Annotated in this window: 21 protein-coding genes and 1 tRNA gene; 15 read left to right on the forward strand and 7 right to left on the reverse strand. The window is 74.2% G+C overall.

Annotated elements, in window-relative coordinates; all coding sequences use genetic code 11:
• From ACZ4UX_RS02475 to ACZ4UX_RS02490, 4 genes are all read left to right on the forward strand, one after another.
• Entirely contained in the window at nt 1-396 is a 396-nt protein-coding gene (locus ACZ4UX_RS02475) for a PPOX class F420-dependent oxidoreductase (RefSeq protein ID WP_329488383.1), read from the forward strand.
• A gap of 116 nt (nt 397-512) precedes the next feature.
• A complete protein-coding gene (gene cysS / locus ACZ4UX_RS02480) occupies nt 513-1,907 on the forward strand; it encodes a cysteine--tRNA ligase (RefSeq protein ID WP_465705077.1) in 1,395 nt (464 codons plus the stop codon).
• A 134-nt stretch (nt 1,908-2,041) separates the two neighbouring features.
• Nucleotides 2,042-3,037, forward strand: a complete 996-nt coding sequence (gene rlmB / locus ACZ4UX_RS02485; protein ID WP_352286100.1) for a 23S rRNA (guanosine(2251)-2'-O)-methyltransferase RlmB — start codon at nt 2,042-2,044, stop codon at nt 3,035-3,037.
• Between the two features lie 380 nt (nt 3,038-3,417).
• Nucleotides 3,418-5,049: a DoxX family membrane protein gene (locus ACZ4UX_RS02490; protein ID WP_465705079.1), complete on the forward strand. Its 1,632-nt coding sequence runs from the start codon at nt 3,418-3,420 to the stop codon at nt 5,047-5,049.
• A 113-nt stretch (nt 5,050-5,162) separates the two neighbouring features.
• On the opposite strand, the gene ACZ4UX_RS02495 is transcribed toward ACZ4UX_RS02490, so the two are convergent.
• The 3 genes from ACZ4UX_RS02495 to ACZ4UX_RS02505 all read right to left on the reverse strand — a co-directional run bounded on the left by ACZ4UX_RS02495 (nt 5,163) and on the right by ACZ4UX_RS02505 (nt 7,763).
• On the reverse strand, nt 5,163-6,008 hold the full coding sequence (locus ACZ4UX_RS02495; RefSeq protein WP_465705081.1) for a nucleotidyltransferase family protein: 846 nt from the start codon (nt 6,006-6,008) through the stop codon (nt 5,163-5,165).
• A gap of 37 nt (nt 6,009-6,045) precedes the next feature.
• Nucleotides 6,046-6,486, reverse strand: a complete 441-nt coding sequence (locus ACZ4UX_RS02500; protein ID WP_465705083.1) for a hypothetical protein — start codon at nt 6,484-6,486, stop codon at nt 6,046-6,048.
• A gap of 185 nt (nt 6,487-6,671) precedes the next feature.
• Nucleotides 6,672-7,763 carry an ABC transporter ATP-binding protein gene (locus ACZ4UX_RS02505; RefSeq protein WP_329488376.1) on the reverse strand — a complete coding sequence of 364 codons (1,092 nt, stop codon included), beginning with the start codon at nt 7,761-7,763 and terminating at the stop codon, nt 6,672-6,674.
• 278 nt (nt 7,764-8,041) lie between these two features.
• On the opposite strand from ACZ4UX_RS02505, the gene ACZ4UX_RS02510 reads away from it, so the two are divergent.
• The 3 genes from ACZ4UX_RS02510 (at nt 8,042) to ACZ4UX_RS02520 (ending at nt 9,402) form a co-directional block, all read left to right on the forward strand.
• Nucleotides 8,042-8,115: transfer RNA gene (locus tag ACZ4UX_RS02510), tRNA-Thr, on the forward strand.
• Between the two features lie 370 nt (nt 8,116-8,485).
• The gene (locus ACZ4UX_RS02515) at nt 8,486-8,719 is read left to right on the forward strand and encodes a hypothetical protein (RefSeq protein WP_329488375.1); all 234 of its coding nucleotides are present in this window, start codon (nt 8,486-8,488) and stop codon (nt 8,717-8,719) included.
• Nucleotides 8,720-8,856: 137 nt separating this feature from the next.
• Complete coding sequence (locus tag ACZ4UX_RS02520) at nt 8,857-9,402, forward strand: methylated-DNA--[protein]-cysteine S-methyltransferase (protein WP_329488373.1); 546 nt, start codon at nt 8,857-8,859, stop codon at nt 9,400-9,402.
• An 88-nt stretch (nt 9,403-9,490) separates the two neighbouring features.
• Here the strand turns inward: ACZ4UX_RS02520 and ACZ4UX_RS02525 are convergent, their stop codons facing one another.
• Nucleotides 9,491-10,555: an ATP-grasp domain-containing protein gene (locus tag ACZ4UX_RS02525; protein ID WP_465705085.1), complete on the reverse strand. Its 1,065-nt coding sequence runs from the start codon at nt 10,553-10,555 to the stop codon at nt 9,491-9,493.
• A gap of 370 nt (nt 10,556-10,925) precedes the next feature.
• Between ACZ4UX_RS02525 and ACZ4UX_RS02530 the strand changes: the two genes are divergently transcribed.
• Both ACZ4UX_RS02530 and ACZ4UX_RS02535 read left to right on the forward strand, forming a co-directional pair.
• Nucleotides 10,926-12,353: a family 2B encapsulin nanocompartment shell protein gene (locus ACZ4UX_RS02530; protein ID WP_465705087.1), complete on the forward strand. Its 1,428-nt coding sequence runs from the start codon at nt 10,926-10,928 to the stop codon at nt 12,351-12,353.
• An 87-nt stretch (nt 12,354-12,440) separates the two neighbouring features.
• Nucleotides 12,441-13,490, forward strand: a complete 1,050-nt coding sequence (locus ACZ4UX_RS02535; protein WP_465705089.1) for a family 2 encapsulin nanocompartment cargo protein polyprenyl transferase — start codon at nt 12,441-12,443, stop codon at nt 13,488-13,490.
• Nucleotides 13,491-13,715: 225 nt separating this feature from the next.
• Here ACZ4UX_RS02535 and ACZ4UX_RS02540 read toward each other — a convergent pair whose 3' ends face one another.
• Nucleotides 13,716-14,783 (reverse strand): NAD-dependent epimerase/dehydratase family protein, encoded by a 1,068-nt coding sequence (locus ACZ4UX_RS02540; RefSeq protein WP_465705091.1) that lies wholly within the window; start codon nt 14,781-14,783, stop codon nt 13,716-13,718.
• A gap of 313 nt (nt 14,784-15,096) precedes the next feature.
• Here ACZ4UX_RS02540 and ACZ4UX_RS02545 point away from each other — a divergent pair, with 313 nt between their 5' ends.
• The 3 genes from ACZ4UX_RS02545 (at nt 15,097) to ACZ4UX_RS02555 (ending at nt 18,643) form a co-directional block, all read left to right on the forward strand.
• Nucleotides 15,097-16,446 (forward strand): DUF1254 domain-containing protein, encoded by a 1,350-nt coding sequence (locus ACZ4UX_RS02545; protein ID WP_465705093.1) that lies wholly within the window; start codon nt 15,097-15,099, stop codon nt 16,444-16,446.
• A 152-nt stretch (nt 16,447-16,598) separates the two neighbouring features.
• The gene (locus ACZ4UX_RS02550) at nt 16,599-17,933 is read left to right on the forward strand and encodes a DUF1254 domain-containing protein (RefSeq protein ID WP_359805182.1); all 1,335 of its coding nucleotides are present in this window, start codon (nt 16,599-16,601) and stop codon (nt 17,931-17,933) included.
• Between the two features lie 38 nt (nt 17,934-17,971).
• The gene (locus ACZ4UX_RS02555) at nt 17,972-18,643 is read left to right on the forward strand and encodes a GAP family protein (protein ID WP_465705095.1); all 672 of its coding nucleotides are present in this window, start codon (nt 17,972-17,974) and stop codon (nt 18,641-18,643) included.
• A gap of 79 nt (nt 18,644-18,722) precedes the next feature.
• Here the strand turns inward: ACZ4UX_RS02555 and ACZ4UX_RS02560 are convergent, their stop codons facing one another.
• Nucleotides 18,723-20,855 carry a sigma-70 family RNA polymerase sigma factor gene (locus ACZ4UX_RS02560; RefSeq protein WP_465705097.1) on the reverse strand — a complete coding sequence of 711 codons (2,133 nt, stop codon included), beginning with the start codon at nt 20,853-20,855 and terminating at the stop codon, nt 18,723-18,725.
• Between the two features lie 169 nt (nt 20,856-21,024).
• Between ACZ4UX_RS02560 and radA the strand changes: the two genes are divergently transcribed.
• Both radA and disA read left to right on the forward strand, forming a co-directional pair.
• Nucleotides 21,025-22,536 (forward strand): DNA repair protein RadA, encoded by a 1,512-nt coding sequence (gene radA / locus ACZ4UX_RS02565; RefSeq protein ID WP_465705099.1) that lies wholly within the window; start codon nt 21,025-21,027, stop codon nt 22,534-22,536.
• A gap of 140 nt (nt 22,537-22,676) precedes the next feature.
• Nucleotides 22,677-23,783 carry a DNA integrity scanning diadenylate cyclase DisA gene (gene disA, locus ACZ4UX_RS02570; protein ID WP_329488361.1) on the forward strand — a complete coding sequence of 369 codons (1,107 nt, stop codon included), beginning with the start codon at nt 22,677-22,679 and terminating at the stop codon, nt 23,781-23,783.
• Between the two features lie 188 nt (nt 23,784-23,971).
• Here the strand turns inward: disA and ACZ4UX_RS02575 are convergent, their stop codons facing one another.
• The gene (locus ACZ4UX_RS02575) at nt 23,972-24,874 is read right to left on the reverse strand and encodes a hypothetical protein (protein WP_465705101.1); all 903 of its coding nucleotides are present in this window, start codon (nt 24,872-24,874) and stop codon (nt 23,972-23,974) included.
• A 237-nt stretch (nt 24,875-25,111) separates the two neighbouring features.
• Between ACZ4UX_RS02575 and ACZ4UX_RS02580 the strand changes: the two genes are divergently transcribed.
• Entirely contained in the window at nt 25,112-26,071 is a 960-nt protein-coding gene (locus tag ACZ4UX_RS02580; protein ID WP_465705103.1) for an HhH-GPD family protein, read from the forward strand.
• The last annotated feature ends 60 nt before the right edge of the window (nt 26,072-26,131 follow it).

Genomic DNA, 26,131 nt, shown 5'->3' on the forward strand with positions numbered 1-26,131 from the left:
ATGGCCGCACAGCTCTCCGACCGGGCCAAGGCCCTGATCGACGGCAAGAGCTTCGCCGTGGTCTCCACCATCCAGCCCGACGGCAGCCCCCAGTCCTCGGTGGTCTGGGTCAAGCGGGACGGCGACGACGTCCTCTTCTCCACGGTGGAGGGCCGCCGCAAGCACCTCAACCTGCTGAAGGACCCGCGGATCTCGCTGGTGGTCAACCCGCCGGAGAGCCCCTACTCCTACGTGGAGTTGCGCGGCGAGGCCACCCTCACCCGGGAGGGCGGCAAGGAGCTGATCGACGAGCTGGCGCGCAAGTACCGCGGCGAGGAGTCCTACGGCTACGACGGCCCGGAGGACGTCCGGGTGGTGGTCCGGCTCAGCCCGCGCAAGGTGGTCGGCAACCTCTGAGAGAGCCAGGCGGAGCGGGTGACTCCGGTAGGCCATGAAGAAGAAACGGCGTAGCCGCGGTATTGACATTCGAGAATGTCGCGGGGCACCCCCTCATGCCCACTACGCTTGACGCTGTGAGCATTCGCCTGTACGACACCAGCACCCGCCAGGTACGCGACTTCGTCCCGCTTGTACCGGGTTGTGTCTCGATCTACCTGTGCGGCGCTACCGTCCAGTCGGCGCCACACATCGGGCACATCCGGTCCGGGCTCAACTTCGACATCATGCAGCGGTGGTTCGCCTACCGCGGCTACCAGGTGACCTTCGCGCGCAACGTCACCGACATCGACGACAAGGTCATCGCCAAGGAGCGCCAGCTCGGCACGCCGTGGTGGCAGATCGCCTACGCCAACGAGCGGGCCTTCAACGACGGCTACGCGGCGCTCGGCTGCCTCCCGCCGACCGTCGAGCCGCGGGCCACCGGGCACATCCCCGAGATGATCGAGATGATGCGGACGCTCATCGCGAAGGGGCACGCCTACGCGTCGGACGGAAACGTCTACTTCGACGTGAAGTCCTTCCCCGGCTACCTCGAACTCTCCAACCAGAAGCTGGAGAACCTGCGCCAGCCCGAGGGCGAGGGCGAGACCGGCAAGCGCGACCCGCGCGACTTCGCGATGTGGAAGTCCGCCAAGCCCGGTGAGCCGAGCTGGGACACCCCGTGGGGCAGCGGCCGTCCCGGCTGGCACCTGGAGTGCTCCGCGATGGCGCACAAGTACCTGGGCCGGGCCTTCGACATCCACGGCGGCGGGATCGACCTGATCTTCCCGCACCACGAGAACGAGATCGCCCAGTCCAAGGCGTACGGCGACGACTTCGCGAACTTCTGGGTGCACAACGCCTGGGTCACCATGAGCGGCGAGAAGATGAGCAAGTCGCTCGGCAACTCGGTGCTGGTCTCCGAGATGGTCGAGCGCTGGCGTCCGATCGTGCTCCGGTACTACCTGGCGGCCCCGCACTACCGCTCGATGATCGAGTACAGCGAGGAGTCGCTGCGCGAGGCCGAGGCCGGTTTCGGCCGGATCGAGGGCTTCGTCCAGCGCGTGGTCGAGCGCTGCGGCGCGGTCGACGCGGCGCCCGAGGTGCCGCCGGCCTTCGCCGAGGCGATGGACGACGACCTGGGCGTTCCCCAGGCGCTGGCCATCGTGCACACCGCCGTCCGGCAGGGCAACAGCGCCCTCACCGCGGACGACAAGGAGAACGCGGTGGCGCGTCTGGCCGAGGTCCGTGCGATGCTCGGAGTACTGGGCCTCGACCCGCTGGACCCGCAGTGGACCGGGGCCGAGCACGGTGAGGACCTCCACGGGGTCGTCGACTCGCTGGTCAGGCTGGTCCTGGAGCAGCGGCAGGCGGCCCGGACCCGCAAGGACTTCGCCACCGCGGATGCCATCCGTGACCAGCTCGGCGAGGCCGGGCTGGCGATCGAGGACACCCCGTCCGGCCCGCGCTGGACGATCAACAACCAGTAACTCCATCCGAGCGATGGGGTGAGGGTGGGCCGTACCGAACCGGTGCGGCCCTCCCGCATGACGTAGCGCATGTCGTCGGCCGGCACCGGGTTCACGGTGCGGCCGGGCATGCCGGACAGACAGGAAGTACAGCCATGGCCGGCAACAGTGCACGCAGGAACCGCCGCAACCCCGGGTCGAAGAAGGGCGCGAGTGTCGGTACCGGCGGCCACAGCCGGAAGGCGCTCCAGGGCAAGGGCCCGACGCCCCCCGGCGCGGAGCGCAAGGGGCACCCGAAGCAGCGCGCGGCCAACGCCGCGGTCAAGCGCGAGCGGGACGCCAAGGCCCGGGCCGGCATGCGCCGGGCCGGCGGTGGCGGCAAGGGCGGCCGTGGCGGTGCGGGCGCGGCGGAGCTGGTCTTCGGCCGCAACTCGGTGGTCGAGGCCCTGCAGGGCGGGGTGCCGGCCACCGCGCTCTACGTCCTGCAGTTCATCGACACCGACGACCGGGTGCGCGACGCCTTCCAGGCCGCCAACGACCGGGGCATCCCGCTGATGGAGGCCCCGCGCCCGCAGCTGGACCAGATGACCGGCAACATGAACCACCAGGGCCTGGTGCTGCAGGTCCCGCCGTACGAGTACGCGCACCCCGAGGACCTGCTGGCGCAGGCCGCGGACAACGGCGAGGACGCGCTGATCATGGCGCTCGACGGGGTCACCGACTCGCGCAACCTCGGCGCCGTCGTCCGCTCCGCCGCCGCCTTCGGCGCGCACGGCGTGGTCATCCCCGAGCGCCGGGCGGCGGGCATGACCGCCGGTGCCTGGAAGACCTCCTCCGGTGCCGCGGCGCGGCTGCCCGTCGCCCGGGCCACCAACCTGACCCGGACGCTGGAGGCCTACCAGAAGGCCGGCGTGATGGTGGTCGGCCTGGCCGCCGACGGCGAGGCCGAGATCGGTGACCTGGAGGCGCTGGCCGGTCCGGTCGTGATCGTCGCGGGCAGCGAGGGCAAGGGCCTGTCCCGGCTGGTCTCGGAGACCTGTGACATCCGCGTGCGGATCCCGATGCCGGGTGCCACCGAGTCGCTGAACGCCGGCGTCGCCGCGGGCATCGTGCTGTACGAGGCCGCGCGCCTGCGCAGCAAGGTCGGCTGACCCCTCCCGACGCGCGGCCCGGCCGGGCCGTCGTACCGCGGCGGGCCCGACCGGGCCGGTGGGCGGTACGGCGGTCCGGCCGGGCCGTTTCCGCGCCCGGGTGAGCCGTTTCGCCGCAGCACAGCGGGGTCGGGCGGCGCAGGAGATCTTCCGGATTCTCCGCAGTCCGCCCGCAATTCGGGTGAAAGCGATCGGGCCCGACCGGGCCCGATCGCTTTTCTCATGATCACTTCAAGTGGGCGCCGGACATCCACTCGGGAGAGTGTCCTAACCGGGTGTCACCCGGTTAGACGGGTGTGGACACCAGAACACCTCGGCGCCCCCTCCTGGGCAACGGCAGCACCGGGATAGACGCGGGCCCCGGCCTCAATACCGTCAAGGTGCCGTCCGACCCCGCGCGCCTCAGCGTCACCCAGGCCAGCTTCCGGCTGCGGCTCGGCACCCCGGTGGCGCCGCTGATCGACGCCCCGGCCGGAGCGCTCTCCACCGGGGCCGCGTTCGGCGACCCGTACGCCGGCCAGGGCCTGATCCGCCGTCCGCTGGTCACCCCGCAGGTGGTCGTGCCCGCCTCGGCCGTACCGGCGCTCGCCGGGGCCGGCGGTGCCGGCGCGCCGCGGCGCAAGGGCCGGGTCACCGCCGTCACCTGGAGCGGCCAGGCGCCCCCCGGGGACCAGGCGGCCACCCGGCTGCTGGAGGCCGTCCGGCTGACCGGCGTGCCCGCGCCGGCCGGGGTCGGCGGGCGCGCCCCGGGCGGCTCCACGGCCGACGACGACACCCGGGTGATCCCGTCGTACGCGGGTGCCCGGACGGTCCCGCGCCAGCCGCGCGAGGGCGCCGGTACCGCCACCGAGGCGGGCGTCGGCCCGGTCGGCGCGCCCCAGGGCTGGACGCCCAGCGGCGAGCTGCCCGAGGTCTCCGCCACCGCCGGTGAGGGCAAGCCGCCGTGGTACCCCGGCCGCCGGGTGGACCTCGGCCTGGTGCTGCTGCCGTTGCGCGTGGTGCTGGGCTCGCTCTCGGTCTACGCCGGGTTCAGCAAGCTCTGCGACCCGGTGTACTTCGACGGCGGCGAGCGCGGCTCGATGATGCGCTGGCTCTCCTCGCTGCACCCCTGGAAGGTCGCCGAACCGCTGCTGTCGTTCGCGATGGCGCACCCGGTGGGCTCGGGGCTGGTGGTCTCGTTCACCGAGATCGTGGTGGGCGTGCTGACCATCCTGGGCCTCTGGCAGCGGCTCGCGGCCGGAGCGGCGATGCTGCTCTCCGCCGCCCTGCTGTTCACCGTCAGCTGGCGGGCCGTGCCGGTCTACGACACGCCCGACCTGATCTTCCTGGCGGCCTGGAGCCCGCTGCTGATCGCCGGAGCGCCGTTCGCCTCGTTGGACGGGCGGCTCAACCTGGAGGCGTGGCGGCGCCACGGCTCGGGCGCGCCGGCGGCACTGCGCCGGCGGGTGCTGCGGCGCGGTGCGGTGGTCACCGCGGTCGTGGTCGGCCTGACCCTGCTGCTCGGGTCGATGCTGGGCGCGGCGGTCCGCACCGGCGGCCGTCCGCACCCCGGGCCGTCCCGGCCGGCGACGGACTACGGCACGCCGGTCTGGCCGAGTGGCGGGCCCTCCGCCACCCCCGGTGGGCAGGGGCCGTCCACCTCGCCCGCGCCCGCGCGGCCGGCCTCGCCGGCGGCCGGCTCGTCCGCGCCGTCGTCCTCGGCGCCGGCCCAGGGCGCGGCCTCGCCGAAGGCCGGGACGCCCACGCCGAGCGGCAAGGCGCGGTCCACCAAGCCGGAGAGCGGTCCGAGTTCGGCCCCGGCGGCGCCGCAGACCGCGGCCCCGGCCGCCTCGGCGCCCGCGTCGCGCAGCACCCCGGCGCCGGGCAACGGTTCGGGGACGGCGCCCAAGCCGAGCCCGAGCAGCAGCTCCGGCTCGGGGCTGCTCGGCGGCGTGCTGGGCAGCGGGCCGCTGGCCGAGCTGTCCGGCGGCGGGGCCCGGAACTCCCGGCCGGGGTCGCCGACGGCGACCTGACGGGCCGTCGGGCCCCTCGGGGACGACAGGTGGCCGGGTGCTCCGTGGGGGAGCACCCGGCCACCTGCTCGTGGTCCCGGGGCCGGGGGCCGTGGGGCCGCCGCCGGGGTGGGTCACCGGGGCGTGTGGCCGGCTCCGGCGGCGAGTTCCTTGGCCGCCTCGGTGAGGTCCTTCGCGGTGTCGATGGCGCGCCAGTAGACGCCCTGCGGCAGCTGGTACCCCGCCAGGCGCTTGCCGCGCGCGAGTTGGGGGAACGTGGTCCGCTCGTGGTCCCCGACGTCCGGCAGCAGCTCGGCGAACTCCGGGCTGAAGACGTACAGGCCGGCGTTGATCAGGAAGGGCGAGGGCGGCGCCTCGATGAAGTCCAGCACGTTGCCGAACTGGTCCGTCTCCACCGCGCCCCACGGGATGCGCGGACGGGCCAGGGCGAGCGTCGCCACGGCGTCCCGCTCGTGGTGGAAGGCGGCCATGTCGCGCAGGCTGAAGCGGGTCCAGATGTCGCCGTTGGTGGCGTACCAGGGCTCGTCCGGCCGGGGCAGCGCCTTGGCGGCGTACTTCAGCCCGCCGCCGCGGCCCAGCGGTTCGGCCTCGACGACGGTGCGGACCTTCAGCGGCAGGTCGGTCCGGTCGAGCCACTCCTCCAGCACGCCGGCCAGGTGACCGCACGAGATGACCACGTCGGTGACGCCCTCGGAGGCGAGCCAGGAGAGCTGGTGTCCGAGGATCGGCGTCCCCGTGCCGGGGATCTCGACCAGCGGCTTCGGCCGGTCGTCCGTGTAGGGCCGCAGCCGGGAGCCCTGGCCGCCGGCCAGGATGACGGCCTGGGTGACGGCCGTCGTGCCGGGCGGGGCCGCCGACGGCTGTGGTGCCTGAGCCGTCTGCGGAACCTGCGATGCCTGCGATGCCTGCGGAGCCTGGGCGGGCGTGAGGTCGGCGGCGGAGCCGGAGTCAGCGGTCATGCCTGCACAATAGGGCGGCCGCCGGGGCGTGGCACCCCTAGGCGGCGATCCCGGAGGCGAACGAGCCGTCACAGACCGGCCGGGCGAAGGACCGGGCGCGCTGGACGTCCCCCTGGTACTTGCGCACGGCCGCCTTGCCGAGCTCACCGGCGAGCGAGGTGCAGTACGGCGTCAGGGCCGGCTGCTCGCGCATCGAGCGCTCCAGCAGGTCCAGCGCGCTGCCCGGGTTGTGCGCGCGCAACTCCTCCAGCAGGGCCACACGCAGCGCGTCCTGCGGAGCCAGGCCCTCCGGGGCCTTGGCCGCGGGCACCCGGCCGATGCCGGCGCCGTCCTCGCTGGAGGCTGCCACGACCTGCTGGTCCAGCCCGGTCGGCGGAGCCCACGGCACCCTGGTCACGGCGAGGGTGCCGGTGGTCACCAGGACCACGGGCAGGGTCAGGGCGATGGTCTGGCCGATTCGGCGAACTAGCTGCTTCACGCTCAGGAGAGTAGCGCTGGGTGGGGCCCGGATCGCCCTCCGTTACACCATCGAGTGACGGGGTGTCCGGGTTCGTCCCTTCACCGTGTTGACGCGGGTGGTGCGGACGGCCGAACGACGGCGGAGCCCCGCCGGACCGCGTGGTCCGGCGGGGCTCCGCCCCAGGTCGTTCGCCGCCGCGAGCGTCAGTTGCTCAGGCGGGCACCGCTGCTGGTGGAGAACACGTGGGTCTCGTTGGCGATCGGCACGACGTGGATGGTCTCGCCGCGCTGCGGGATCTGGCGGCCGTGCACGCGCACGACCAGGTCCTTGTCCTCGCCGCCGAGCTTGGTGGTGCCGTAGACGAAGCCGTCCGAGCCGAGCTCCTCGACCACGTTGACGGTCACGGCGACGCCCTCGATGCCGCCGGCCGGGACGATCTCGAAGTGCTCCGGGCGGACGCCGACGGTCACCGACTTGTCGGTGCCGGCGCCGGAGAGGTCCTCGCGGGAGATGTTGACGATCGAGCCGCCGAACTTCACCCCGCCGTCCACCAGCGGCACGTCGATCAGGTTCATCGCGGGCGAGCCGATGAAGCCGGCCACGAAGAGGTTGGCGGGCCGGTCGTACATGTTGCGCGGGGTGTCGACCTGCTGCAGCACGCCGCCCTTGAGGACCGCGACGCGGTCGCCCATGGTGAGCGCCTCGGTCTGGTCGTGGGTGACGTACACGGTGGTGATGCCCAGGCGGCGCTGCAGGCCCGCGATCTGGGTGCGGGTGGAGACGCGGAGCTTGGCGTCGAGGTTCGACAGCGGCTCGTCCATCAGGAAGACCTGCGGCTCGCGGACGATCGCGCGGCCCATCGCGACACGCTGGCGCTGACCGCCGGAGAGCGCCTTCGGCTTGCGGTCCAGGTACTCGGTGAGGTCGAGGATCTTCGCGGCCTCTTCGACCTTGGTGCGGATCTCGGTCTTGTTGACGCCCGCGATCTTGAGCGCGAAGCCCATGTTCTCCGCGACGGTCATGTGCGGGTAGAGCGCGTAGTTCTGGAACACCATCGCGATGTCCCGGTCCTTCGGCGGCAGGTGCGTGACGTCGCGGTCACCGATGCGGATCGCGCCGGCGTTCACGTCCTCCAGGCCGGCCAGCATCCGGAGGCTGGTGGACTTGCCACAGCCGGAGGGGCCGACCAGGACGAGGAACTCACCGTCCGCGATCTCCAGGTCCAGCGCGTCCACGGAGGGCTTGTCGGACCCGGGGTAGACACGGGTCGCCTTGTCGTACGTCACAGAAGCCATGGCTGTGCTCTCCTTCACCGGCAGGAACGTGCCGGACGATCCGAGTAAAGGTGGATGTCGTGCGCGGGCCCGCTCCTGGTCCGAACCACGGCGCGGGTCAACTCCGGGCGACGCTACCTGCGCCTACGCCGCTTGTCAGCCCCCGGAACCCTGGAATTCGGCATCGGTTCCATCACGCCCGCCCCACCCGCGATCCCCCGGATATGCCACCACCGCCCCACGGCCGCCCGGTAGACTGCCCCCGGTGCCGCCGTGACCTCGTCGCGGACGGTCACCATGCCTCCTTAGCTCAGCTGGCCAGAGCACCGCTCTTGTAAAGCGGGGGTCGTCGGTTCGAACCCGACAGGGGGCTCGGTGCTCGAAGGGTCGGTCGGGCCGGGGTGATCCCGGGCGGGCCGGCCCTTCGTCGTCGTGGGGCGGGAGGCCCGGCCGCCCCGGCCGTCAGGCGCCCAGCTCCTCCCCATGGCCCCGCCCTCCCCGGCCGGGTTGCCTGACGCCTGGTCAGCGTGTTTGCGGCGCAATGGCCGTGAGCGCCGCCGGTCGGCCATGGGGCGGTCGCGGGCCGCGGGCGAGGAGGGGCTCCCGAGCCCCGCGCGCGAGGTGGCGGGAACGTCGCGGAGCGTGGCCGACCGGGCGCGGAGGGCGCGGGTGGCCGTGCGGCGGGCACGGGTGCCGGAGCGGTCGTACGGTGGAGGGGCGGGGGCGAACGGAGGAGGTTGGCCATGCCCGGTTCTCTCACCATCAGCCACCACGAGGCGGCGGTCGCCCTCGATCACGCGGATGCCAAGCGCCTCGCCACGGTGCTGGAGGAGCTCGCGTACCTGCTGGAGATCCCGGGGCCGAACCGGATCAACGAAGCGCAGCTCGACGCCCTGTGCGAGGGCCGGGCGGCCGACCGGACCGAGCTGTCCCGATGGTCGCGCGGGATCGCCGCCGAGCTGAAGGGGCGGCTCTAGGGACGGTCCGGCCACGCCGGGCGGACCCGCCGTACGATGGCGAGCGGGGCGGGTGGTCCTCGCGCGCCCCGCGGGTACCGGCGTGGCCGGTGGCCGGCCCGGCGGAGGAGGGCGGGGGCCCGAGCGTGCCGCAGTCCGTGTCACAGCCCACGGCGATGTCCTGGATGACGGTGGAGACGCCGCTGCCGAGCGGTCCGATGCACATCGCGGTGACGCCGCTGGGAGTGGCGGCCGCGGGCTACCTGGGGCAGCCGGGCGAGCGGCCGCCGTGCACCGACCGGTCGAAGATCGACGCGGTCACCGGGCGGATAGCCGAGTACCTGGCGGGCGGGCGGCGGGAGTTGGGGCTGCCCATCGACTGGAGCCTGAGCACCGGACCGCATCGCGCGGTGCTGCGGACGCTCTGGCACGAGGTGCCGTTCGGGCGGACCATCACCTACGGCGAACTGGCGGCCCGCAGCGGGGTGTTCGAGGGTGTCACGGAGCCGGGGCTGGCGGCCAGGACGGTCGGTCAGATGATGGCGGCCAATCCCGTCGCGCTGCTGGTGCCGTGCCACCGCGTGGTGGCGGCGGACGGCATCGGCGGATTCGGCGGCGGCCGGGTCGGGATCGACGTCAAGCGCTGGCTGCTCACCCTGGAGGGCGTGCTGGAGCCGACGCTGGACTGGGACGGCCCGCTGTAGCGGGGCCGGGCGGAGCACGGGCGGCGACCGGGGCGGTGGCCGCCGACGGGGTGGCGCCGGCGGCGGTTCGCGGGTGTCGGTACGGGTGTCAGTGCACGAGTTCGACCGCGGCCGGACCGCGGTCGAACGAACCCTGGCGCGGCAGGACCGGCTGGATTCCGGAGACCAGGGTGTAGTCGATCCCGGCCGGATCCCCGGTGGGCACGGTGTCCGGCCGCTCGCCGAGCGCCAGCTGCACCGCGTTCCAGGGCAGGTTGAGGCCGCACAGGCGCAGCTGGTGCAGACCGCCGGAGGGGCGGGTGTTGACGTCGATGACCACCGGCTCCCCGGCCAGGTGGCGGAACTGCACGTTGGACAGGAAGGACATCCCGACGGACTCGATCAGCCGGCGGGTGGGCTCCAGGTACCGCGGTGCGGTGGTGAAGCTCCGGCGGCGCCGGTGCTTGCTGCGGCCGACCGCGGCGAGCAGGGTGCCGTCGCGGTCGCCGAGGCAGTCGACCGATATCTCGGGACCCTCCAGGTAGGGCATCACCAGCAGGTCGGCCGGCTCGTCGGCGGCCGCCAGCGCGGCGGCCACCTGGTCGACCTGGACCCGGCTGTCCCAGCCGGCCAGCCGGTGCAGGCCGAAGGGCTCGCGGGTGAGCATCCGGAAGCCCTCGCCGCCGGCGCCGGAAGCGGGCTTGAGGCAGGCGGTGAGCCCGGCGGACTCGATCCGGTCGACGGCGGCGAGCAGGTCGTCGGCGCTCCGGACCAGCCACCACGGCGGGGTGGGCAGCCCGGCGGCGGCGATCGCCGCGTAGCCGTCGGCCTTGCTGTCGAAGGCCGCGATGGCGGTGGCGGGCGGGCAGACGAGGGCGGTGCCGATCGCCTCGAACTCCTGGTGGTGCAGCGAGATCGCGAGCTGGTTGAGCCGGGGCAGGAAGACGTCGATCGCGTGGCGGGCGCAGTAGTCGAGCGCGTAGGCGACGTAGGCGTCCGGGGGGAGGTCTGCCGGTTCCAGGGTGGCGTGGTCGGCGGCGGCGAGCACCGGGGAGTCGGCGTCGACGTGGGTCGCGTGGATCCGGACGGGGCGCGGCGCGGCGCGCAGCTGTTCGATGAAGAAGACGTTCTCGGCGTAGGTGCGGTTGAGCCAGACACGTACGGGGGCACTCATGAAGGCCTCCCAGGGCAGGGGTGAACGAGGGGGAGGGCATCCGGTGCGGCCACTCGTTCGTCACTGGCCCCGTGGCCCTTGAGGCGCACCTTAGCGGCCCGGCTCGCCGGGGTGGACGGCGGGTGGGCCGGTGGCCGGGGCGGGGTCCGGCCGGGGGTCGGCCGCGGGTGGCGTCGGGGTGCGGCCGGGGTCCGGGAGGAGGGGTTCGACCGCGTTCGAATAGGGATCGAACTGAAATAGATCAGGTGATCTAGTGGTCCTATTTGTTCGGTTATTCCGACCACTCGAAAGAGTGATTGTGGAAGCCTTCGAATGGGCCCATCATGATTCTTGCAAGGCGACACTTCATCGGGTATGCGAAAGGCTCCCTATGTCGACCGAAACCAACGTCGGTATTCCTGCGCCGGGCGGTACGCCGCAATCCGGTTCGCAGCAGAGCCTCGGTACGGCCGGCGCGAGGAACCTCGCGACGACCACCAAGTCCGCGCCGCAGATGCAGGGCATCAGCCCGCGCTGGCTGCTCAGGATGCTGCCGTGGGTCCAGGTCTCCGGCGGTACCTACCGGGTCAACCGGCGCCTTCGGTACGCGGTCGGCCGCGGCCGGGTGAGTGTCGTCCAGACGGGCTCCGAGGTGCGGATCGTCCCGCCGACCCTGCGCGAGGTGCCGGTGCTGCGCGGGTTCGAGGACGACGCGCTGCTGGAGGCGCTGGCCGGTCGCTTCGTCCAACGCGATTTCTCCGCCGGTGAGGTCCTGGTCACGGCGGGGACGCCGATCGACGAGGTCCTCATCATCGCGCACGGCAAGCTCGACCGGTGGGGAACGGGCAAGTACGGCGAAGAGGTGGTGCTCGGCTCCCTCGCCGACGGCGACCACCTGGGCGACGAGGTGCTCCAGCGCGAGGACGGCAGCTGGCCGTACGCGGTGAAGGCCGCCACCGCGGGCACGCTGCTGGCGCTCTCCTGGCCGTCGTTCCAGGAGCTCGCGGAGCGTTCCGAGGCACTGCAGCTGCAGATCATGGACTACCTGGCGGGCTTCCAGCAGGCGCAGAACAAGCACGGCGAGGCGGCGATCGAGCTCTCCGCCGGGCACCACGGCGAGTACGAGCTGCCCGGCGCCTTCGTGGACTACGAGCTGAAGCCGCGCGAGTACGAGCTGAGCGTCGCCCAGACGGTGCTGAAGGTGCACAGCCGGGTCGCCGATCTCTACAACCAGCCGATGAACCAGACCGAGCACCAGCTCCGGCTGACCATCGAGGCGTTGCGCGAGCGCCAGGAGGCCGAGCTGATCAACAACCCGGAGTTCGGGCTCCTGCGGAACGCCGCGTACGAGCAGCGGATCCAGACCCACTCCGGCCCGCCCACCCCGGACGACATGGACGAGCTGCTGAGCCGGCGCCGCGGCACCAAGATGTTCCTCGCCCACCCCAAGGCGATCGCCGCCATCGGCCGGGAGTGCAACCGCCGCGGCCTCTACCCGGACACCGTCGAGGTCCAGGGCAAGCCGGTGTTCGCCTGGCGGGGGGTGCCGGTCTTCCCGTGCAACAAGATCCCGGTCGTCGGTGGTCACACCAGCTCGATCCTCGCGCTGCGCACCGGCGAGGACAACCAGGGCGTCATCGGGCTGCACCAGACCGGAATTCCCGATGAATACCAGCCGAGCCTCTCGGTGCGGTTCATGGGGATCAGCGAGAAGGCCGTCATTTCCTATCTCGTCAGCGCCTACTACTCCGCCGCCATTCTGGTGCCCGACGCGGTGGGCGTACTGGAGAACGTCGACGTCGCGCACCACCACGACTGACCGGGGTCGATCGGCATCGCGCCGTCCGGCCGGTCGCGGGGGTCCCGCGGCCGGCCGGACGGCGCCCACCATCAGGGGGAGGAACCCATGGGAAGTTTCACGTTGGAGCGGGAGCACCGGGAGGGCCACGAGGCGGAGGACGTGCTCGCCCGCACCCGCGGTCTGGTCGATCCGGTCCTGCGCGCCGCGGTCGACTCGCTGCCCGGCTCGATGCGCAAGGTGGCCGGCTACCACTTCGGCTGGTGGGAGGCCGACGGCTCGCCGGCCGCCGCACCCTCCGGCAAGGCGATCAGGCCGGCCCTGGTCCTGGCCGCCACCCAGGCGCTCGGCGGCACCACGGTGACCGCCACCGCGGCGGCGGCGGCCGTCGAGCTCGTCCACAACTTCACCCTGCTCCACGACGACGTCATCGACCGTGACGAGACCAGGCGCCACCGCCCCACCGCCTGGCGGGTGTTCGGCACCACCGAGGCCATCCTGGCGGGCGACGCCATGCACTCGCTGGCGCTGCGCCTCCTCGCGGAGGACACCCACCCGGCCGCGCAGGGCGCGATCCGCCGGCTCACCGACTGCGTGGTCGAACTCTGCGAGGGCCAGCAGATCGACTGCGCCTTCGAGCAGCGCAGTGACGTTTCGCTCGCCGAGTGCCTGGCGATGGCGGAGGCGAAGACGGGTGCGCTGCTCGGTGCCGCCTGCGCGATGGGCGCCCAGTACGCGGGCGCCTCGGAGGAGGCGGCGCAGGCGATGGACGGCTTCGGCCGGGAGATCGGCCTGGCGTTCCAGCTCATCGACGATCTGATCGGGATCTGGGGGGATCCCGCCGTCACCGGCAAGCCGGTCGGGGCGGACTTGGTGGCACGCAAGAAGTCCCTGCCGGTGGTGGCGGCGCTGGGCTCCGACACGCCGGACGGGCGGGCGCTGGCCGAGTTGTACGCGCTCGCGCGTCCGCTCAGCCCGGAGGAGTTGAGCCGTTGCGCGGCCGCGGTGGAGGGTGCGGGCGGCCGGGGCTGGGCGCAGGGGGAGTCGTGCGAGCGGATGGCCGCCGCGCTCGGCCAGTTGGCGACGGCGGTGCCCGAGCCGTCCGCGGCCGACGAGCTGCTGGCGCTCGCGGAGTTGGTCACCCGGCGGACGCACTGACCGGGGGTCCGTCGGCCGCGGCGCACGGTGCGGTCCGCGCCGCCCGGCGCGTGTGCCGGTTCCTGTCGCCCAGGGCGTGCGCACTGATCGCGTAGGTCCGGCGACCACAGCCCCGGTCTCCCGGCCCACCCGGGCCCGACGGACCCGCCGGACCCGCCTGGCTCGCCGCCTCGATAGGGCGGCGAGCCAGGCAGCGTCGGTGCGCAGGGCGCGGCCCGCATCGCGCTACGCGAGGGCGGCGAGCAGGCGCTGCTCCTTGGCGGGGACCATGCCGGCCTTCTGAGCGGCACCCTTGCGGCCCTTGAGCCCGTCGGTGTCGGTGTCCTCGGCCGGGCCGCGCGCGCGGAGCCAGGCCCAGGTGTCCCGGGCGGTGTCGGCGAACGGCCGACACCGCAGGCCGGCCGCCTGCGCCCGGGCGGTGTCGGCGAGCCAGACGCCCGCCAGCTCCGGCACGTCGGGTGCCCAGAGCGGGAGTTCGCTCCAGGGCTGGACGCTGTCCGGACCTTCGGCGAGCAGCGGGCCGTCCTCGACCCAGACGAGCTCCGCCGGCGGGTGGGCGGCGCCGTCTCCGTCGACGGTCTCACCGACCACCTCGACGCAGGTCGCCAGGAACTCCCCGAAGGTGACGTTCCCGGCCGGGGCGGTGGTGAGGTAGCGCCCGGTGCGACCGGCCTCCAGCGCGGTCACGCCGAACACCGCGAAGTCGCGGACGTCGATGACCTGCATCGCCCGGGTCGGGTCACCCGGAGCCAGTACCCGGCCGCCGCGGGCCATCCGCTCCAGCCACCACGGCAGGCGGCCGCCGTTCTCGTGAGGGCCGATCAGCAGGCCGCTGTTGAGGATCAGCGTGCGGTCGGCCCCGAACCCCTCCAGCACCGCGCGTTCGCAGCCGGCCTTGAGGGGGTTGCCGGGGGGCTGGTCGGGCGGGGTGTCGGCGGGGCAGGGGTGCAGGGGCGCGGTCTCGTCCACCGCCCGGGCCGGCCAGTCGGCGAAGGCGTGCACGGAGGAGACGAAGGTGTAGTGGTCCGCGTGCGCGCGCAGCAGCCGGGCGGAGAGCGCGGCCTGGGCGGGCTGCTGCGCCGAGGTGTCGACGACGGCGTCCCACCGCCGTCCCTCGACCAGCCGGGCCAGGTCGTCGGCGGAGTCGCGCTCGCCCCGGACGGTCTCGACGCCGGGCAGGTCGCCGCCGGAGCGGCCGCGGTTGAAGGTGGTCACGTCGTGGCCCCGGTCGAGGGCCTGCGAAGCGTAGGCCCGTCCGAGGAAGGACGAACCGCCGAGCAAGAGGATCTTCATATCGCCAGCCTCTCCCGGTCGGACCCGCCACAGGCTTCCGTTCGCGGTGGGCGGACGCACCCGGAGGTACCCCGGGCCTACCCGGAGGTACCCCAGGCGCACTCCGGACGCACCCGGAGCTACCTCGGAGGTACCCCAGGCGTACTCCGGAAGCATCGCGAATCCACTCCGGACGTACCCCGGACGCCCGGGTGCGCGGGCGGGGCCCCTTCCGGCATCGCCGACATGCTGATCGACTGGGCCGCCCCTAGGATCCGTTTGAACCTGTATGTCCGGATAAGGGGCATGCGCCGAGGCAGGGGAGAGCGACAGCATGGGCAACCCGGCACTCGTGGATCCGGCCACCGTCCGCGCGACCGCCGCCGAGGCATGGATCTGGGGGTTCCCGCTCCTGGAGAACTACCGGACGCTCTACCCGCAGGCCGTCGACGACGCGGACCCCCGACACATCGGCGGCTTCGGCGTCTTCCGGCACCATGCGCAGCCCTCCACCCCGGCGACCACCGATGTCGTCACGCCCGACAACGACACCCGGTACTCCTGGGCCTGGCTCGACCTCCGGGCCGAACCGTGGGTCGTCTCGGTGCCCGCCGAGGACCGCTACTACGTCCTCCCACTGCACGAACTCGACACCTCCTACGCCGGGTTCATCGGCACCCGGGCCACCGGCCGGGAGGCCGGCGACTACCTGGTGGCGGGCCCCGGCTGGCAGGGCGCGGTGCCCGAGGGCACGGCCGGTGTCATCCGCACCGCCACCGAGCTGATCGGCATCGTCGGCCGCACCCACCTCGGCGGTACCTCACCGGAGGCGGTCGAGGAGCTGAAGGGCCTCCAGCGGCAGTACCGGCTGCGCCCGCTGCACGAGTACGCGGGCACCGCGGCACCGCCGCCCGCACCCAACCCCGTCTGGCCGGTCTGGCGGGAGGAGGTGCTGGGCACCATCGAGTTCTTCGGCTTCCTCGACTTCCTGCTCGGCTTCTGCCCCGTGCTGCCCGCCGACGCCGACCTGCGCGGCCGGCTCACCGATCTGGGCATCGACGGCCGGGGCGAGTTCGAGCCCGCCGCGCTGCCGATCGAGGTCCGCGCCGAGATCGGGCGCGGCATCGCCGACGCCCGGGCCGAACTCACCCGGGCCGCCGAACGCGCCGCGGATCGGACCGGGGAAGGGGCCGGGGACACGGCCGGCCTCTCCGGCACGCGCGAGCGGCTCGGCACGGACCACCTCCGGCGGGCCGTCGGCGCCTTGCGGGACCTGTACGGGCTGCCCGTCGAGGAGGCCTGGTACGGCGCCTGGACGGCCGACAGCGACGGCAACAGCCCGCCGAACACCGGCGAGCACGACTACGTCCTGCGCTTCGGACCGGACTCGCTGCCGCCCGCGCGGTTCTTCTGGTCGGCGACCATGTACGCGCTCCCCGGGCGCCGGCTGGTCGACAACCCGCTGGACCGCTACTCGATCGGCGACCGCACCCCCGGGCTGGCCCACGACCCGGACGGCGGCCTCACCCTCTACCTCCAGCACAAGCGCCCGGCCGACGCCCAGCACTCGGCCAACTGGCTGCCCGCGCCCGACGGCCCGTTCGAGGTGGTCGTCCGGCTCTACGGACCGGACGAGCGGGCCCGCCAAGGCCGTTGGGCGCTCCCACCGCTGACGCCACGCTGAGCCCGGCACCGCCTCCAGCCCCGCGAGCAGCACCACCCACCTGCGACCCGCCACCCACCTGCGACCTGCCACCACCCACGACCCGCCGCCCACCTACGACCCACCACCGACACACCCCGACCCCGCCACCCGGACCCCGAGAAGGACTACCGATGACCCAGCCCGAGCTGGAGGCCCTGGCCGCCGACGCCTACGTCTACGGCTACCCGCTGGTCTCCGACCTCACCATGGTCGAGCGCTTCACCGCGGGCGGCCTGGGGACCCTGCCGGCGGCCCCCTTCAACGACTTCAGCCACGCGACCAGACTGGCCGGCCCGGACGACCCCTTCGTCTCCGTCAACAACGACACCGTCTACTCGATCGCCCAGCTCGACCTCTCCGAGGGTCCGCAGGTGCTGCGGGTACCGGACACCGCCGGGGCCTACTACGTCCTGCAGTTCGTCGGCGCGTGGACCGACAACTTCGCCTACCTCGGCCGGCGGGCCACCGGCACCGGCGCGCAGACCTGGCTGGTCGTCCCGCCCGGCTGGCACGGGACCCCGCCGGACCGGGAACGCGTGATCGTCTCGCCGACCACCGTGGCCACCGTCGTCGGCCGCTTCGCCTGCACCGGCCCGGAGGACCTGCCACGCGTCCGGGCCCTCCAGGAAGGGCTGACGCTCGAACCGCTGGAGCCGGGCGGCCTGGCCGCCGGGCTGCCCGAGCCGGACCCCGCGGTGCCGGAGCGGCTGGCCTTCTTCGAACGGCTGCGGATCTGGATGGCGGCCTTCCCGCCCGCCGGGCCGGACGTCGAGTACCAGCAGCGCTTCGCCCCGCTCGGCCTGCTCGACACCGGACCGTCGCCGTACCGCGCCGCCGAGCCCGAGTGGACCCTCGCCCTGCTCAAGGGCCTGGCCGCGGGCCGGGAACGGGTCGAGGCCGCCACCCGGCCGCCGGAGGACCACCCGGCCGGCGAGTGGCGCTCCGGGCTGCACCTGTTCGACTTCAACGTCGACTTCCTCGGCCCCGGCACCATCGACGACCCGGAGTGGCGCATCCCCGACCGCCGCGCCGCCTACCTCAGCCGCGCCGCCGCCGCCCGCGCCGGACTCTGGGGCAACCACGCGTACGAGGCCACCTACGCGATGACGTACGACGACGCCGACGGGCGGCCGCTGAGCGGCGCCCACAGGTACACGCTGCGCCTGGACCAGCCGCCGCCGGCCGAGGCCTTCTGGTCCGTCACCATGTACGGCCTGCCGGACTACTACCTGGTCGCGAACCCGATCGAGCGCTATTCGATCGGCGACCGGACGCCTGGTCTGGTCTACGCCGAGGACGGCTCGCTGACGCTCCGGCTCCAGCACGACCGCCCCACCGACCCGGCGGAGGAGGCGAACTGGCTGCCGACCCCGGCGGGGGAGTTCCGGCCGATCATCCGGCTCTACCAGCCGAAGCCGGCCGCCCTCGACGGCACCTACCGGGTGCCGCCGATCCGGCGGAGCTGAGCGGGTTGTCCGCACACCGGTGACCGGGAGGAGTCGGGATGGGTGACGCCGTCGGCCAGATGCTGGCCTCGGCCGTCGGCATCGCGCTCAGCCCGATGCCGCTGATCGCCGTGATCCTGATGCTGGCCACCCCGCAGGGCCGGACCAACGGGCCGGCCTTCACGGGCGGCTGGGTGGCGGCGCTGGGGGCGGTGGTCGCGGTGGTGGTGTCGGCCGGCTCCGGGCTGAGTACCGGCTCCGCCCCGCCGGCCTGGGCGTGGTGGCTGAAGCTGGCGCTGGGCGCGCTGTTCCTGCTGCTGGGGTTCGAGCAGTGGCGGGGCCGCCCGCGCGAGGGCCATGTGCACGCGCCGCCGACGTGGATGCGGGCGATCGACCGCTTCACCCCGGTCCGGGCGGCCGGCCTGGGCGCCGCCCTGGTGGTGGCCAACCCGAAGAACCTGGTGCTGGCGGTGGGCGGCGCGGTCTCGATCGCCACCAGTACGGCCTCCGGCGGCGGCAAGGCGGGCGCGGCCGCGCTGATGGTGGTGATCGGCTCGCTCTGCACGGTGGTGCCGCTGGCGGTGTCCCGGTTCGGCGGCGACCGGTCGACCCGGGTGCTGGGTGAGTGGAAGGCGTGGATGGCCGCGCACAACGCGGCCATCATGATCGTCCTCCTGGTCGTCCTCGGGGCGAAGTACCTCGGCGACGGCATCGCCGGGCTGACCGGCTGAGCCACTGGGCCGGGGGCGGGCGACGGGCCGGGGGCAGCGCGTCGCCACCCCGGCCCGTGCCTCCCGCCCCCCTCCCGGTTCAGCGCGGCGAAGCGGGCGCCGACGCGCCGCCCCTCGGCGCCGACGCGCCGCCCCTCGGCGCCGACGCGCCGCCCCTCGGCGCCGACGCGCCGCCCCTCGGCGCCGGCGACGCCGACCCGCCCGGCGACGCGGCCCCGCTGGGCGTGCCTGTCCCTGTCCCCGTCCCAGTCCCCGGATTGGTCGGAGCGCCCGTGGGCGCCCCCGTCGGCGGGCCCGTCGGAGCCCCGGTCGGTGTCGCCGGGGGAGCGGGCGTCGGCGTGCCGCTCGGCGCGGCCGTCGCCGTCGGTCCGGTCGGCGCCGCCGTGGGCCCGGGCCCGGTCGGGGTACCACCGGTCGGCGGGCCCGTCGGCGTACCGCCGGTGGGCGTCGGCCCCGGATCGGTCGGGGCCGAGGTCGGCTCGCCCGGCGCCGAGGTGCTGCCGCCCCGGTGGTGCGGGCCGCCCTCCAGGGTGACCACCGCCTGCGAGGGCGGCAGGGCGATCCGGGCGGTCCAGTGCGCGTCCGGCGCGAGGTCCTCGTCGACGGTGACGATCACCGTGATCCGCTGGCCCGGTGCGAGCGTTCCGGCGTCCCGGCTGAGGCGCAGCCAGGCGGCCCCCACCTCGGCGTGCCAGCGGATCTCGGTGGCGCCGGAGTTGGTCAGGGTGAGGACGGTGCGGTTGCCGTACTCGCCGGCCTCGACGGTCAGCAGCCCGACCGGCGCGCCGGCCGGTGCCCCCGGACCACCGGCGGGGCCTGCGGCGCCCGGTGCGGTGCCCGGGCCGCCGGTGACGGCGGGGGCCGGTGCGGCGACCAGCGTCGGACTGCCGAGCGGGGTCGCGCCCCGGCCGGGGACCGGAATCGCGGGGCCCTGGATCCCCGGGAGCAACGTTTCTGCACCCCTGGCCCCGGCCAGCTCCAGCCCCGCCACCGCCGGGGCCGCGCCCACGGCCCCCACCACCCCGCCGGGCAGCCCGGACTGCCCGGCCACCGCCCCCGGCCCGCCCGGCCGGTGCCCGGCGGACCGCGCGTCGTCCTCGACCCGGACCGAGGAGACGGAGGCCGCCGCCCCGGTGCCGCCGCCACCCCGGTGGCCGGCCCAGAGCGCCACCACCGGCGCGGCCAGGACGGCGGCCAGCACCCCGGTGGTCACCACCCGGCGGCGGACCGCCCGGGCCCGGCCGCTGTCCGGCGCCCGGTGGCGCGGGAACCCTCCCTGGTCGAACCGGAGACCGGGCTCGACCACCGGGGCCGGCCCCGAGGACCTCCGCCGTGCCGCCTCCTCCGCCGCACGGGGCAGGAACACCGCCCCGCCGGTCCCTGCCCCGGTCGCCGCCGGGGCCGCCGGGGCGGACAGGACCGGCAGCCCGGACAGGCCGTCGGCGCCCTGCGTCACCTCGCCGGCCACCCGCTCGGCGGTGCCCCGACAGGTCGGGCAGTCCGCCACGTGCTGCACCAGCTCGCGGCGCAGCGCGGGGCCGAGCACCCAGTCCCGCCAGCTCTCCGCCCCGGCGCCACCGAGCCGGTCCAGTTCGGGGCAGCTGCCGACACCGAGCACCAGCAGCGCCGCCCTGGTCCGGCCGACCTCGGCCTCGGCCGAGGCGAGCAGTGCGCGGCAGCTCTCGAAGGGGACGCCCAGGACGGCCGCCACCTCGATCGGGCTCAGCCGGTGGCGCACCGACAGCTCCAGCGCCTCGCGCTGCTCGGGGTCGGTGCCGGCCGCCTCGGGCCAGGCCAGCGAGGCCAGCTCCCGGCGCCGACGGCCCACCTCCGAGGCCGAGGGCCCGGCGGCGGAGTCCGACGGGCCCGCACCGCCGGTACCCGCACCGGTCACCGCGTCGAGCAGGCCGGCGACGGCGGCGGCCCCGGCGGCGGCACCAGGACCGGCAGCGCCACCGCCGCCGAGTCCGCCCCCGTCCTCCAGGCGCCGCAGGCAGCAGTACCGGGCCAGCGAGTACAGCCAGGCCCGGACCATCCCCGGTTCGGCGAGCCGGACCCCGTGCCGCCGCGCCAGCTCGCGCACCTCGCGCAGGGCGGCCGCGGCCGCGTCGTGCTCGCACAGCACCGAGAGGCAGTAGGTGAACAGGCCGTCCACCTGCCGGTCGTACGCCGCGAGCACGGGGTCGCGCGGCCCTTCGATACGCGTTGTCACCCGTCCGACGGTAGAGAGACCCGGGCCCCCGCCCGGGCTCTTCGCTGCTGTTGTACTTCTTTCGGGTAACAACATCGCCCATTCGTGGACCGGAGGTGCCCGCACCGTCCCGTCCCCGCGCCGCGGCCGCCGGACCCGCGTTGTCGTACCCAGGCGCTACGGTGACCGCATGGCTGCCCGCACCAAGACCACCGCCAAGCCGCGCCCGGCTTACCGCTGCACCGAGTGCGGCAACCAGCTGCCCAAATGGGTCGGCCGCTGCCCGGAGTGCAACGCCTGGGGCACGGTCGAGGAGTACGGCGCGGTGCCGATCAGGACGACGGCCGCCGGGCCGGTGAGCGCGCCCGCGCGCCCGATCGCCCAGATCGACGGCCAGGTCGCGACGGCCCGCTCCACCGGTGTGCCCGAGCTGGACCGGGTGCTCGGCGGCGGGATCGTCCCCGGCGCCGTGGTGCTGCTGGCCGGCGAGCCCGGCGTCGGCAAGTCCACCCTGCTGCTGGACGTCGCGGCCAAGGCGGCCAGTGCCCAGCACCGCACGCTCTACGTCACCGGTGAGGAGTCGGCCGGTCAGGTCCGGCTGCGGGCGGACCGGATCAACGCGCTCTCCGAGCACCTGTACCTCGCGGCCGAGTCCGATCTCGGCGCCGTCCTCGGGCACATCGACGCGGTGAACCCGGGCCTGCTGATCCTGGACTCGGTGCAGACCATCGCCTCGGCCGAGCTGGACGGCGCGCCCGGCGGGCCGGCCCAGGTCCGCGAGGTGGCCGGTGCGCTGATCCGGGCGTCCAAGGACCGCGGCATGGCCACCCTGCTGGTCGGCCACGTCACCAAGGACGGCCAGATCGCCGGCCCCCGCCTGCTGGAGCACCTGGTGGACGTGGTGCTGAGCTTCGAGGGGGACCGCCACGCCCGGCTGCGGATCATCCGCGGGATCAAGAACCGCTACGGCGCCACCGACGAGGTCGGCTGCTTCGAGCTGCACGACGAGGGCATCGTGGGCCTGGCCGATCCCTCGGGCCTCTTCCTGACCAGGCGTGACAAGCCCGTCCCCGGGACCTGCCTGACCGTCACGCTGGAGGGCCGGCGTCCGCTGGTGGCGGAGGTGCAGGCGCTGATGGTGGATTCGCAGATCCCGTCCCCGCGCCGGACGACCTCCGGCCTGGAGTCGCCCCGGATCGCGATGATCCTGGCCGTGGTCGAGCGGCACGGCGGGGTCAAGCTCGGCAAGCAGGACATCTACACCGCGACGGTCGGCGGGGTGAAGCTGAGCGAGCCCTCGGCGGACCTCGCGATCGCGCTCGCCGTGGCCAGCTCCTCCTCGGACACCCCGCTCCCGAGCAACCTGGTGGCGATCGGCGAGGTCGGTCTGGCGGGCGAGGTACGGCGGGTGACGGGTGTGCAGCGGCGGCTGGCCGAGGCGCACCGGCTGGGCTTCACGCACGCGCTGGTCCCGCCGGACCCGGGCAAGGTGCCGGCGGGGATGACGGTCGTCGAGGTCGCGGACATCGGTGAGGCGCTGCGGGCCATCCCGGGCCGCCGCCGGGCCGCCGCCAAGCCGCGCGGTGAGGCGCCGTCGGCGCCGCCGACCCCGCGCCGGGCCGCCGCCGCGGCGCCCGTCGCGGCCTACCCGGAGGAGCTCATGGAGGGGTGGGAGCCGGTCGACTCGGACGAACTGCGCTGACCCAAGCCCTGTTAATGCCGCACGCAGTTAGACTTTCCCCTGTCTAATTGGCAATAAGGCAGTAATAAGCGACAGAGCGACAGACCGTAGGCCGGCGCACGGCGCGAGGCGCGCGGCACGGGGTCGACCGGAGGAGTCACGTGGCAGGCAGCGACCGGGTGGACAAGTCCTCCCGCGAGGAGGCCCTGCTGCGGGCCTCCCTCACCGCCATCGCCCCCGGCACGGGGCTGCGTGACGGCCTGGAACGCGTGCTGCGGGCCAACACCGGCGGTCTGATCGTGCTCGGCTTCGACAAGACCGTCGAGTCGATCTGTACCGGCGGGTTCGTCCTGGACGTCGAGTTCACCGCGACCCGGCTCCGCGAGCTGTGCAAGCTCGACGGCGCCGTGGTGCTGGACAAGGACATCACCAAGATCGTCCGGGCCGGGGTGCACCTGATGCCGGACTCCACCATCCCCACCGACGAGACGGGCACCCGCCACCGCACCGCGGAGCGGGTCAACCGGCAGACCGGGTTCCCCGTGGTCGCGGTGTCGCACTCGATGCGGCTGATCGCGATGTACGTCAACGGCACCCGCCGGGTGCTGGAGGACTCCACCACCGTCCTCTCCCGGGCGAACCAGGCGCTGGCCACGCTGGAGCGGTACAAGCTCCGGCTGGACGAGGTGGCCGGCACGCTCTCCGCCCTGGAGATCGAGGACCTGGTGACGGTCCGGGACGTCACCGCCGTCGCCCAGCGGCTGGAGATGGTCCGGCTGATCGCCACCGAGATCGCCGGCTACGTGCTGGAGCTCGGTATCGACGGCCGGCTGCTCTCCCTCCAACTGGACGAGCTGATCGCGGGCGTGGAGCCGGAGCGCGAGCTGGTCGCCCGGGACTACTTCCCGGAGCGGGCCGCGAAGAAGGGCCGGACGGTCGCCGAGGTGCTGGCCGATCTGGAGGCGCTGACCCACGCCGAGCTGCTCGACCTGCAGACGGTCGCCAAGGCGCTCGGCTACTCGGGCTCGCCGGAGTCGCTGGACTCCGCGGTCTCGCCGCGCGGCTACCGCCTGCTGGCCAAGATCCCGCGCCTGCCCAACACCGTGATAGAGCGGCTGGTCGAGCATTTCGGCGGACTGCAGAAGCTGCTCGCGGCCAGCATCGACGATCTGCAGACGGTCGAGGGCGTCGGCGAGACCAGGGCGCGCTCGGTGCGCGAGGGCCTGTCCCGACTTGCTGAATCGTCCATCCTGGAGCGCTACGTCTGACGACGACCAAGTACGTGCGGGCGGCCCTCGGGGAACCTTCCCCGGGGGCCGCTCCGTGTCGCGGCGCCGCCCGTCGCGCCGCCCCGGCGAACCCCGTCCGGAGGTGGCCGGAAACGCGCCGAAGCCCCGGCGCGGCGTGCGCCGGGGCTTGGCGGGAGGGCGTCGGGAGAGCGGGGTGTTCGGGGCGCTCAGCTCTCCAGGCGGATCGAGGAGCGCGCCGACACCTGGCCGCCGGAGAGGCCGGTGAGGTCGGCGACCACCAGGTAGGTGCCGGCGGGCGCGGCCGCCGGATCGGCGGTGGCGCACTGCGGCTTGCTGCGGCCGCGGTCCCAGGTGAAGGTCTCGGTCAGGCCGCTGTTGGCCGGGATCTGCACCCAGTTGCCGCCGCGGTCGGCCGGGCAGTCGCCGGAGGACCAGACGCGGTCGCCGTTGCTGGCCGTCACCGTGATGGCGGAGGCCGTCCGCCCGAGGTCCACGCGGCAGTTGGCGCCGGAGGAGTTGTGGACGGTCAGCGTCAGCTTCGGCTTGTCCTTGGGCTGGTAGGAGTTCTGGGCACTGGCCAGCTCCAGCGTCACCTGGGAGGAGGCGCAGACGGGCAGCGCCATCACCTCGGAGGTGTTCACCGGGGGAGTGCCGCCGCTGCCGCCGGAGCCGCTGGCCGCGCCGCCGCCCGTACCGCCCGCGGCGGACCCGCCGCCGGCCGATCCGCCGGTGGCCGAGCCGCCGACGGTGGCCGGGTTGGCCGTGCCACCGGAGCCGCCCGCACCGCCGGTGCTGAGGCTGGCGTCGCCGCCACCGGATCCGGAGACCGCGCCACCGCCCGGGTTGGTGCCGCCCGTCCCGCCGCTGCCGGGGCGCGAGTTGTTCGCGGGCCCGGTCGACGACGCGCCCGGGGTGATCGTCTGGACCGGGGTCTGGGAGGGAGCGGCCTGCGCGCCCTTGCCCGCCGGTCCGTCACCACCACCGCCCTGATCGGACATCAGCCAGACGAGCAGGGCGACGACCGCGGCGACGGCGACGGCGACGACGAGACGCCGTCGCCAGTAGATCGAGGCCGGCAACGGTCCCACGGGTTGACGCAGAGAAGGCACGCCCAAACTCTACGAGACAGTGTGTGCCCTGTGACTCATCAACACCGCACACTCGTCCCTTCCTTCACATGATCCGCCATATGAGCCGTTCGGGGGAGTCCGGGTGGGAGCCTTCCGAGACAATCCGGAACCCGCCCGTCCGCTCCAAGCCTGATCAGAGGCAGCTCCGAGGCCGCTCCGCGCCAGGTCCCGCACCCGCTTCGAGCGGCGGCGCGGACATGGGAGGATCGAAGGGCCATGGCTGCCATCACCGTCACCCCCGCCGTCCCCGCCCCCTCGTCCGCGGCGGCCGCCGTACCGGCGCTGCCGCTGCCGCTGCCGCTGCCGCTGCCGGTCCTGCACTCGACCGTCCTCGGCTGGTACGACGCCCACCAGCGCGACCTCCCCTGGCGGACCCCGGAGGCCTCGCCCTGGGCGGTGATGGTCAGCGAGTTCATGCTCCAGCAGACCCCGGTGAAGCGGGTGCTGCCGGCCTACGCGGCATGGCTGGAGCGCTGGCCGACACCGGCCGACCTGGCGGCCGACGCGCCGGGCGAGGCGGTCCGGATGTGGGGCCGGCTGGGCTACCCGCGGCGGGCGCTGCGCCTGCACGGGGCGGCGGTGGCGATCACCGAGAAGCACGGCGGCGTCGTCCCGGACGACCACGCGACGCTGCTCTCGCTGCCCGGCGTCGGGGAGTACACGGCCGCGGCGGTGGCCTCGTTCGCCTTCCGCCAGCGGCACGTGGTGCTCGACACCAACGTCCGGCGGGTGTTCGCCCGTGCGGTGACCGGGGTGGAGTACCCGGCGCAGGCCACCACGGCGGCCGAGCGGCGGACGGCGACGGCGCTGCTGCCCGACGACGCCGACACGGCGGCGACCTGGGCGGTCGGCGTGATGGAGCTGGGGGCCCTGGTCTGCACGGCGCGCGCACCGGAGTGCGGCGGCTGTCCGCTGTTCAGCCACTGTGCGTGGCAGCGGGCCGGCCGCCCGCCGTACGAGGGCCCGGCCCGGCGCGGCCAGACCTACGAGGGAACGGACCGGCAGGTGCGCGGGAAGCTCCTCGCGGTGCTGCGGGACGCGCACGGCACGGTCGGGCAGGCACGGCTGGACGCGGTCTGGCCGGACGCGGTGCAGCGGGCCCGGGCGCTGGACGGACTGGTCGCCGACGGCCTGGTCGAGCCGGTCGAGCAGGGCGTCTACCGCCTGCCGCAGTAGCACGGGGGCGGCCCGTGGCGGCCCGTGGCGGCCTGCGGGACGGCGGACCGGAACCACCCG

The organism is Kitasatospora sp. NPDC028961, assembly GCF_055564815.1.

What these genes read in the sequence shown, in the direction of transcription:
- ACZ4UX_RS02555 (WP_465705095.1), top strand. Translation starts at nt 17,972, where the DNA reads ATGGGTGACGCCGTCGGCCAGATGCTGGCCTCGGCCGTCGGCATCGCG.
- ACZ4UX_RS02535 (WP_465705089.1), top strand. Translation starts at nt 12,441, where the DNA reads ATGGGAAGTTTCACGTTGGAGCGGGAGCACCGGGAGGGCCACGAGGCG.
- radA (WP_465705099.1), top strand. Translation starts at nt 21,025, where the DNA reads ATGGCTGCCCGCACCAAGACCACCGCCAAGCCGCGCCCGGCTTACCGC.
- ACZ4UX_RS02475 (WP_329488383.1), top strand. Translation starts at nt 1, where the DNA reads ATGGCCGCACAGCTCTCCGACCGGGCCAAGGCCCTGATCGACGGCAAG.
- ACZ4UX_RS02505 (WP_329488376.1), bottom strand. Translation starts at nt 7,763, where the DNA reads ATGGCTTCTGTGACGTACGACAAGGCGACCCGTGTCTACCCCGGGTCC.
- ACZ4UX_RS02525 (WP_465705085.1), bottom strand. Translation starts at nt 10,555, where the DNA reads ATGAGTGCCCCCGTACGTGTCTGGCTCAACCGCACCTACGCCGAGAAC.
- ACZ4UX_RS02515 (WP_329488375.1), top strand. Translation starts at nt 8,486, where the DNA reads ATGCCCGGTTCTCTCACCATCAGCCACCACGAGGCGGCGGTCGCCCTC.
- ACZ4UX_RS02550 (WP_359805182.1), top strand. Translation starts at nt 16,599, where the DNA reads ATGACCCAGCCCGAGCTGGAGGCCCTGGCCGCCGACGCCTACGTCTAC.
- ACZ4UX_RS02545 (WP_465705093.1), top strand. Translation starts at nt 15,097, where the DNA reads ATGGGCAACCCGGCACTCGTGGATCCGGCCACCGTCCGCGCGACCGCC.
- ACZ4UX_RS02530 (WP_465705087.1), top strand. Translation starts at nt 10,926, where the DNA reads ATGTCGACCGAAACCAACGTCGGTATTCCTGCGCCGGGCGGTACGCCG.
- ACZ4UX_RS02495 (WP_465705081.1), bottom strand. Translation starts at nt 6,008, where the DNA reads ATGACCGCTGACTCCGGCTCCGCCGCCGACCTCACGCCCGCCCAGGCT.
- ACZ4UX_RS02580 (WP_465705103.1), top strand. Translation starts at nt 25,112, where the DNA reads ATGGCTGCCATCACCGTCACCCCCGCCGTCCCCGCCCCCTCGTCCGCG.
- rlmB (WP_352286100.1), top strand. Translation starts at nt 2,042, where the DNA reads ATGGCCGGCAACAGTGCACGCAGGAACCGCCGCAACCCCGGGTCGAAG.
- ACZ4UX_RS02540 (WP_465705091.1), bottom strand. Translation starts at nt 14,783, where the DNA reads ATGAAGATCCTCTTGCTCGGCGGTTCGTCCTTCCTCGGACGGGCCTAC.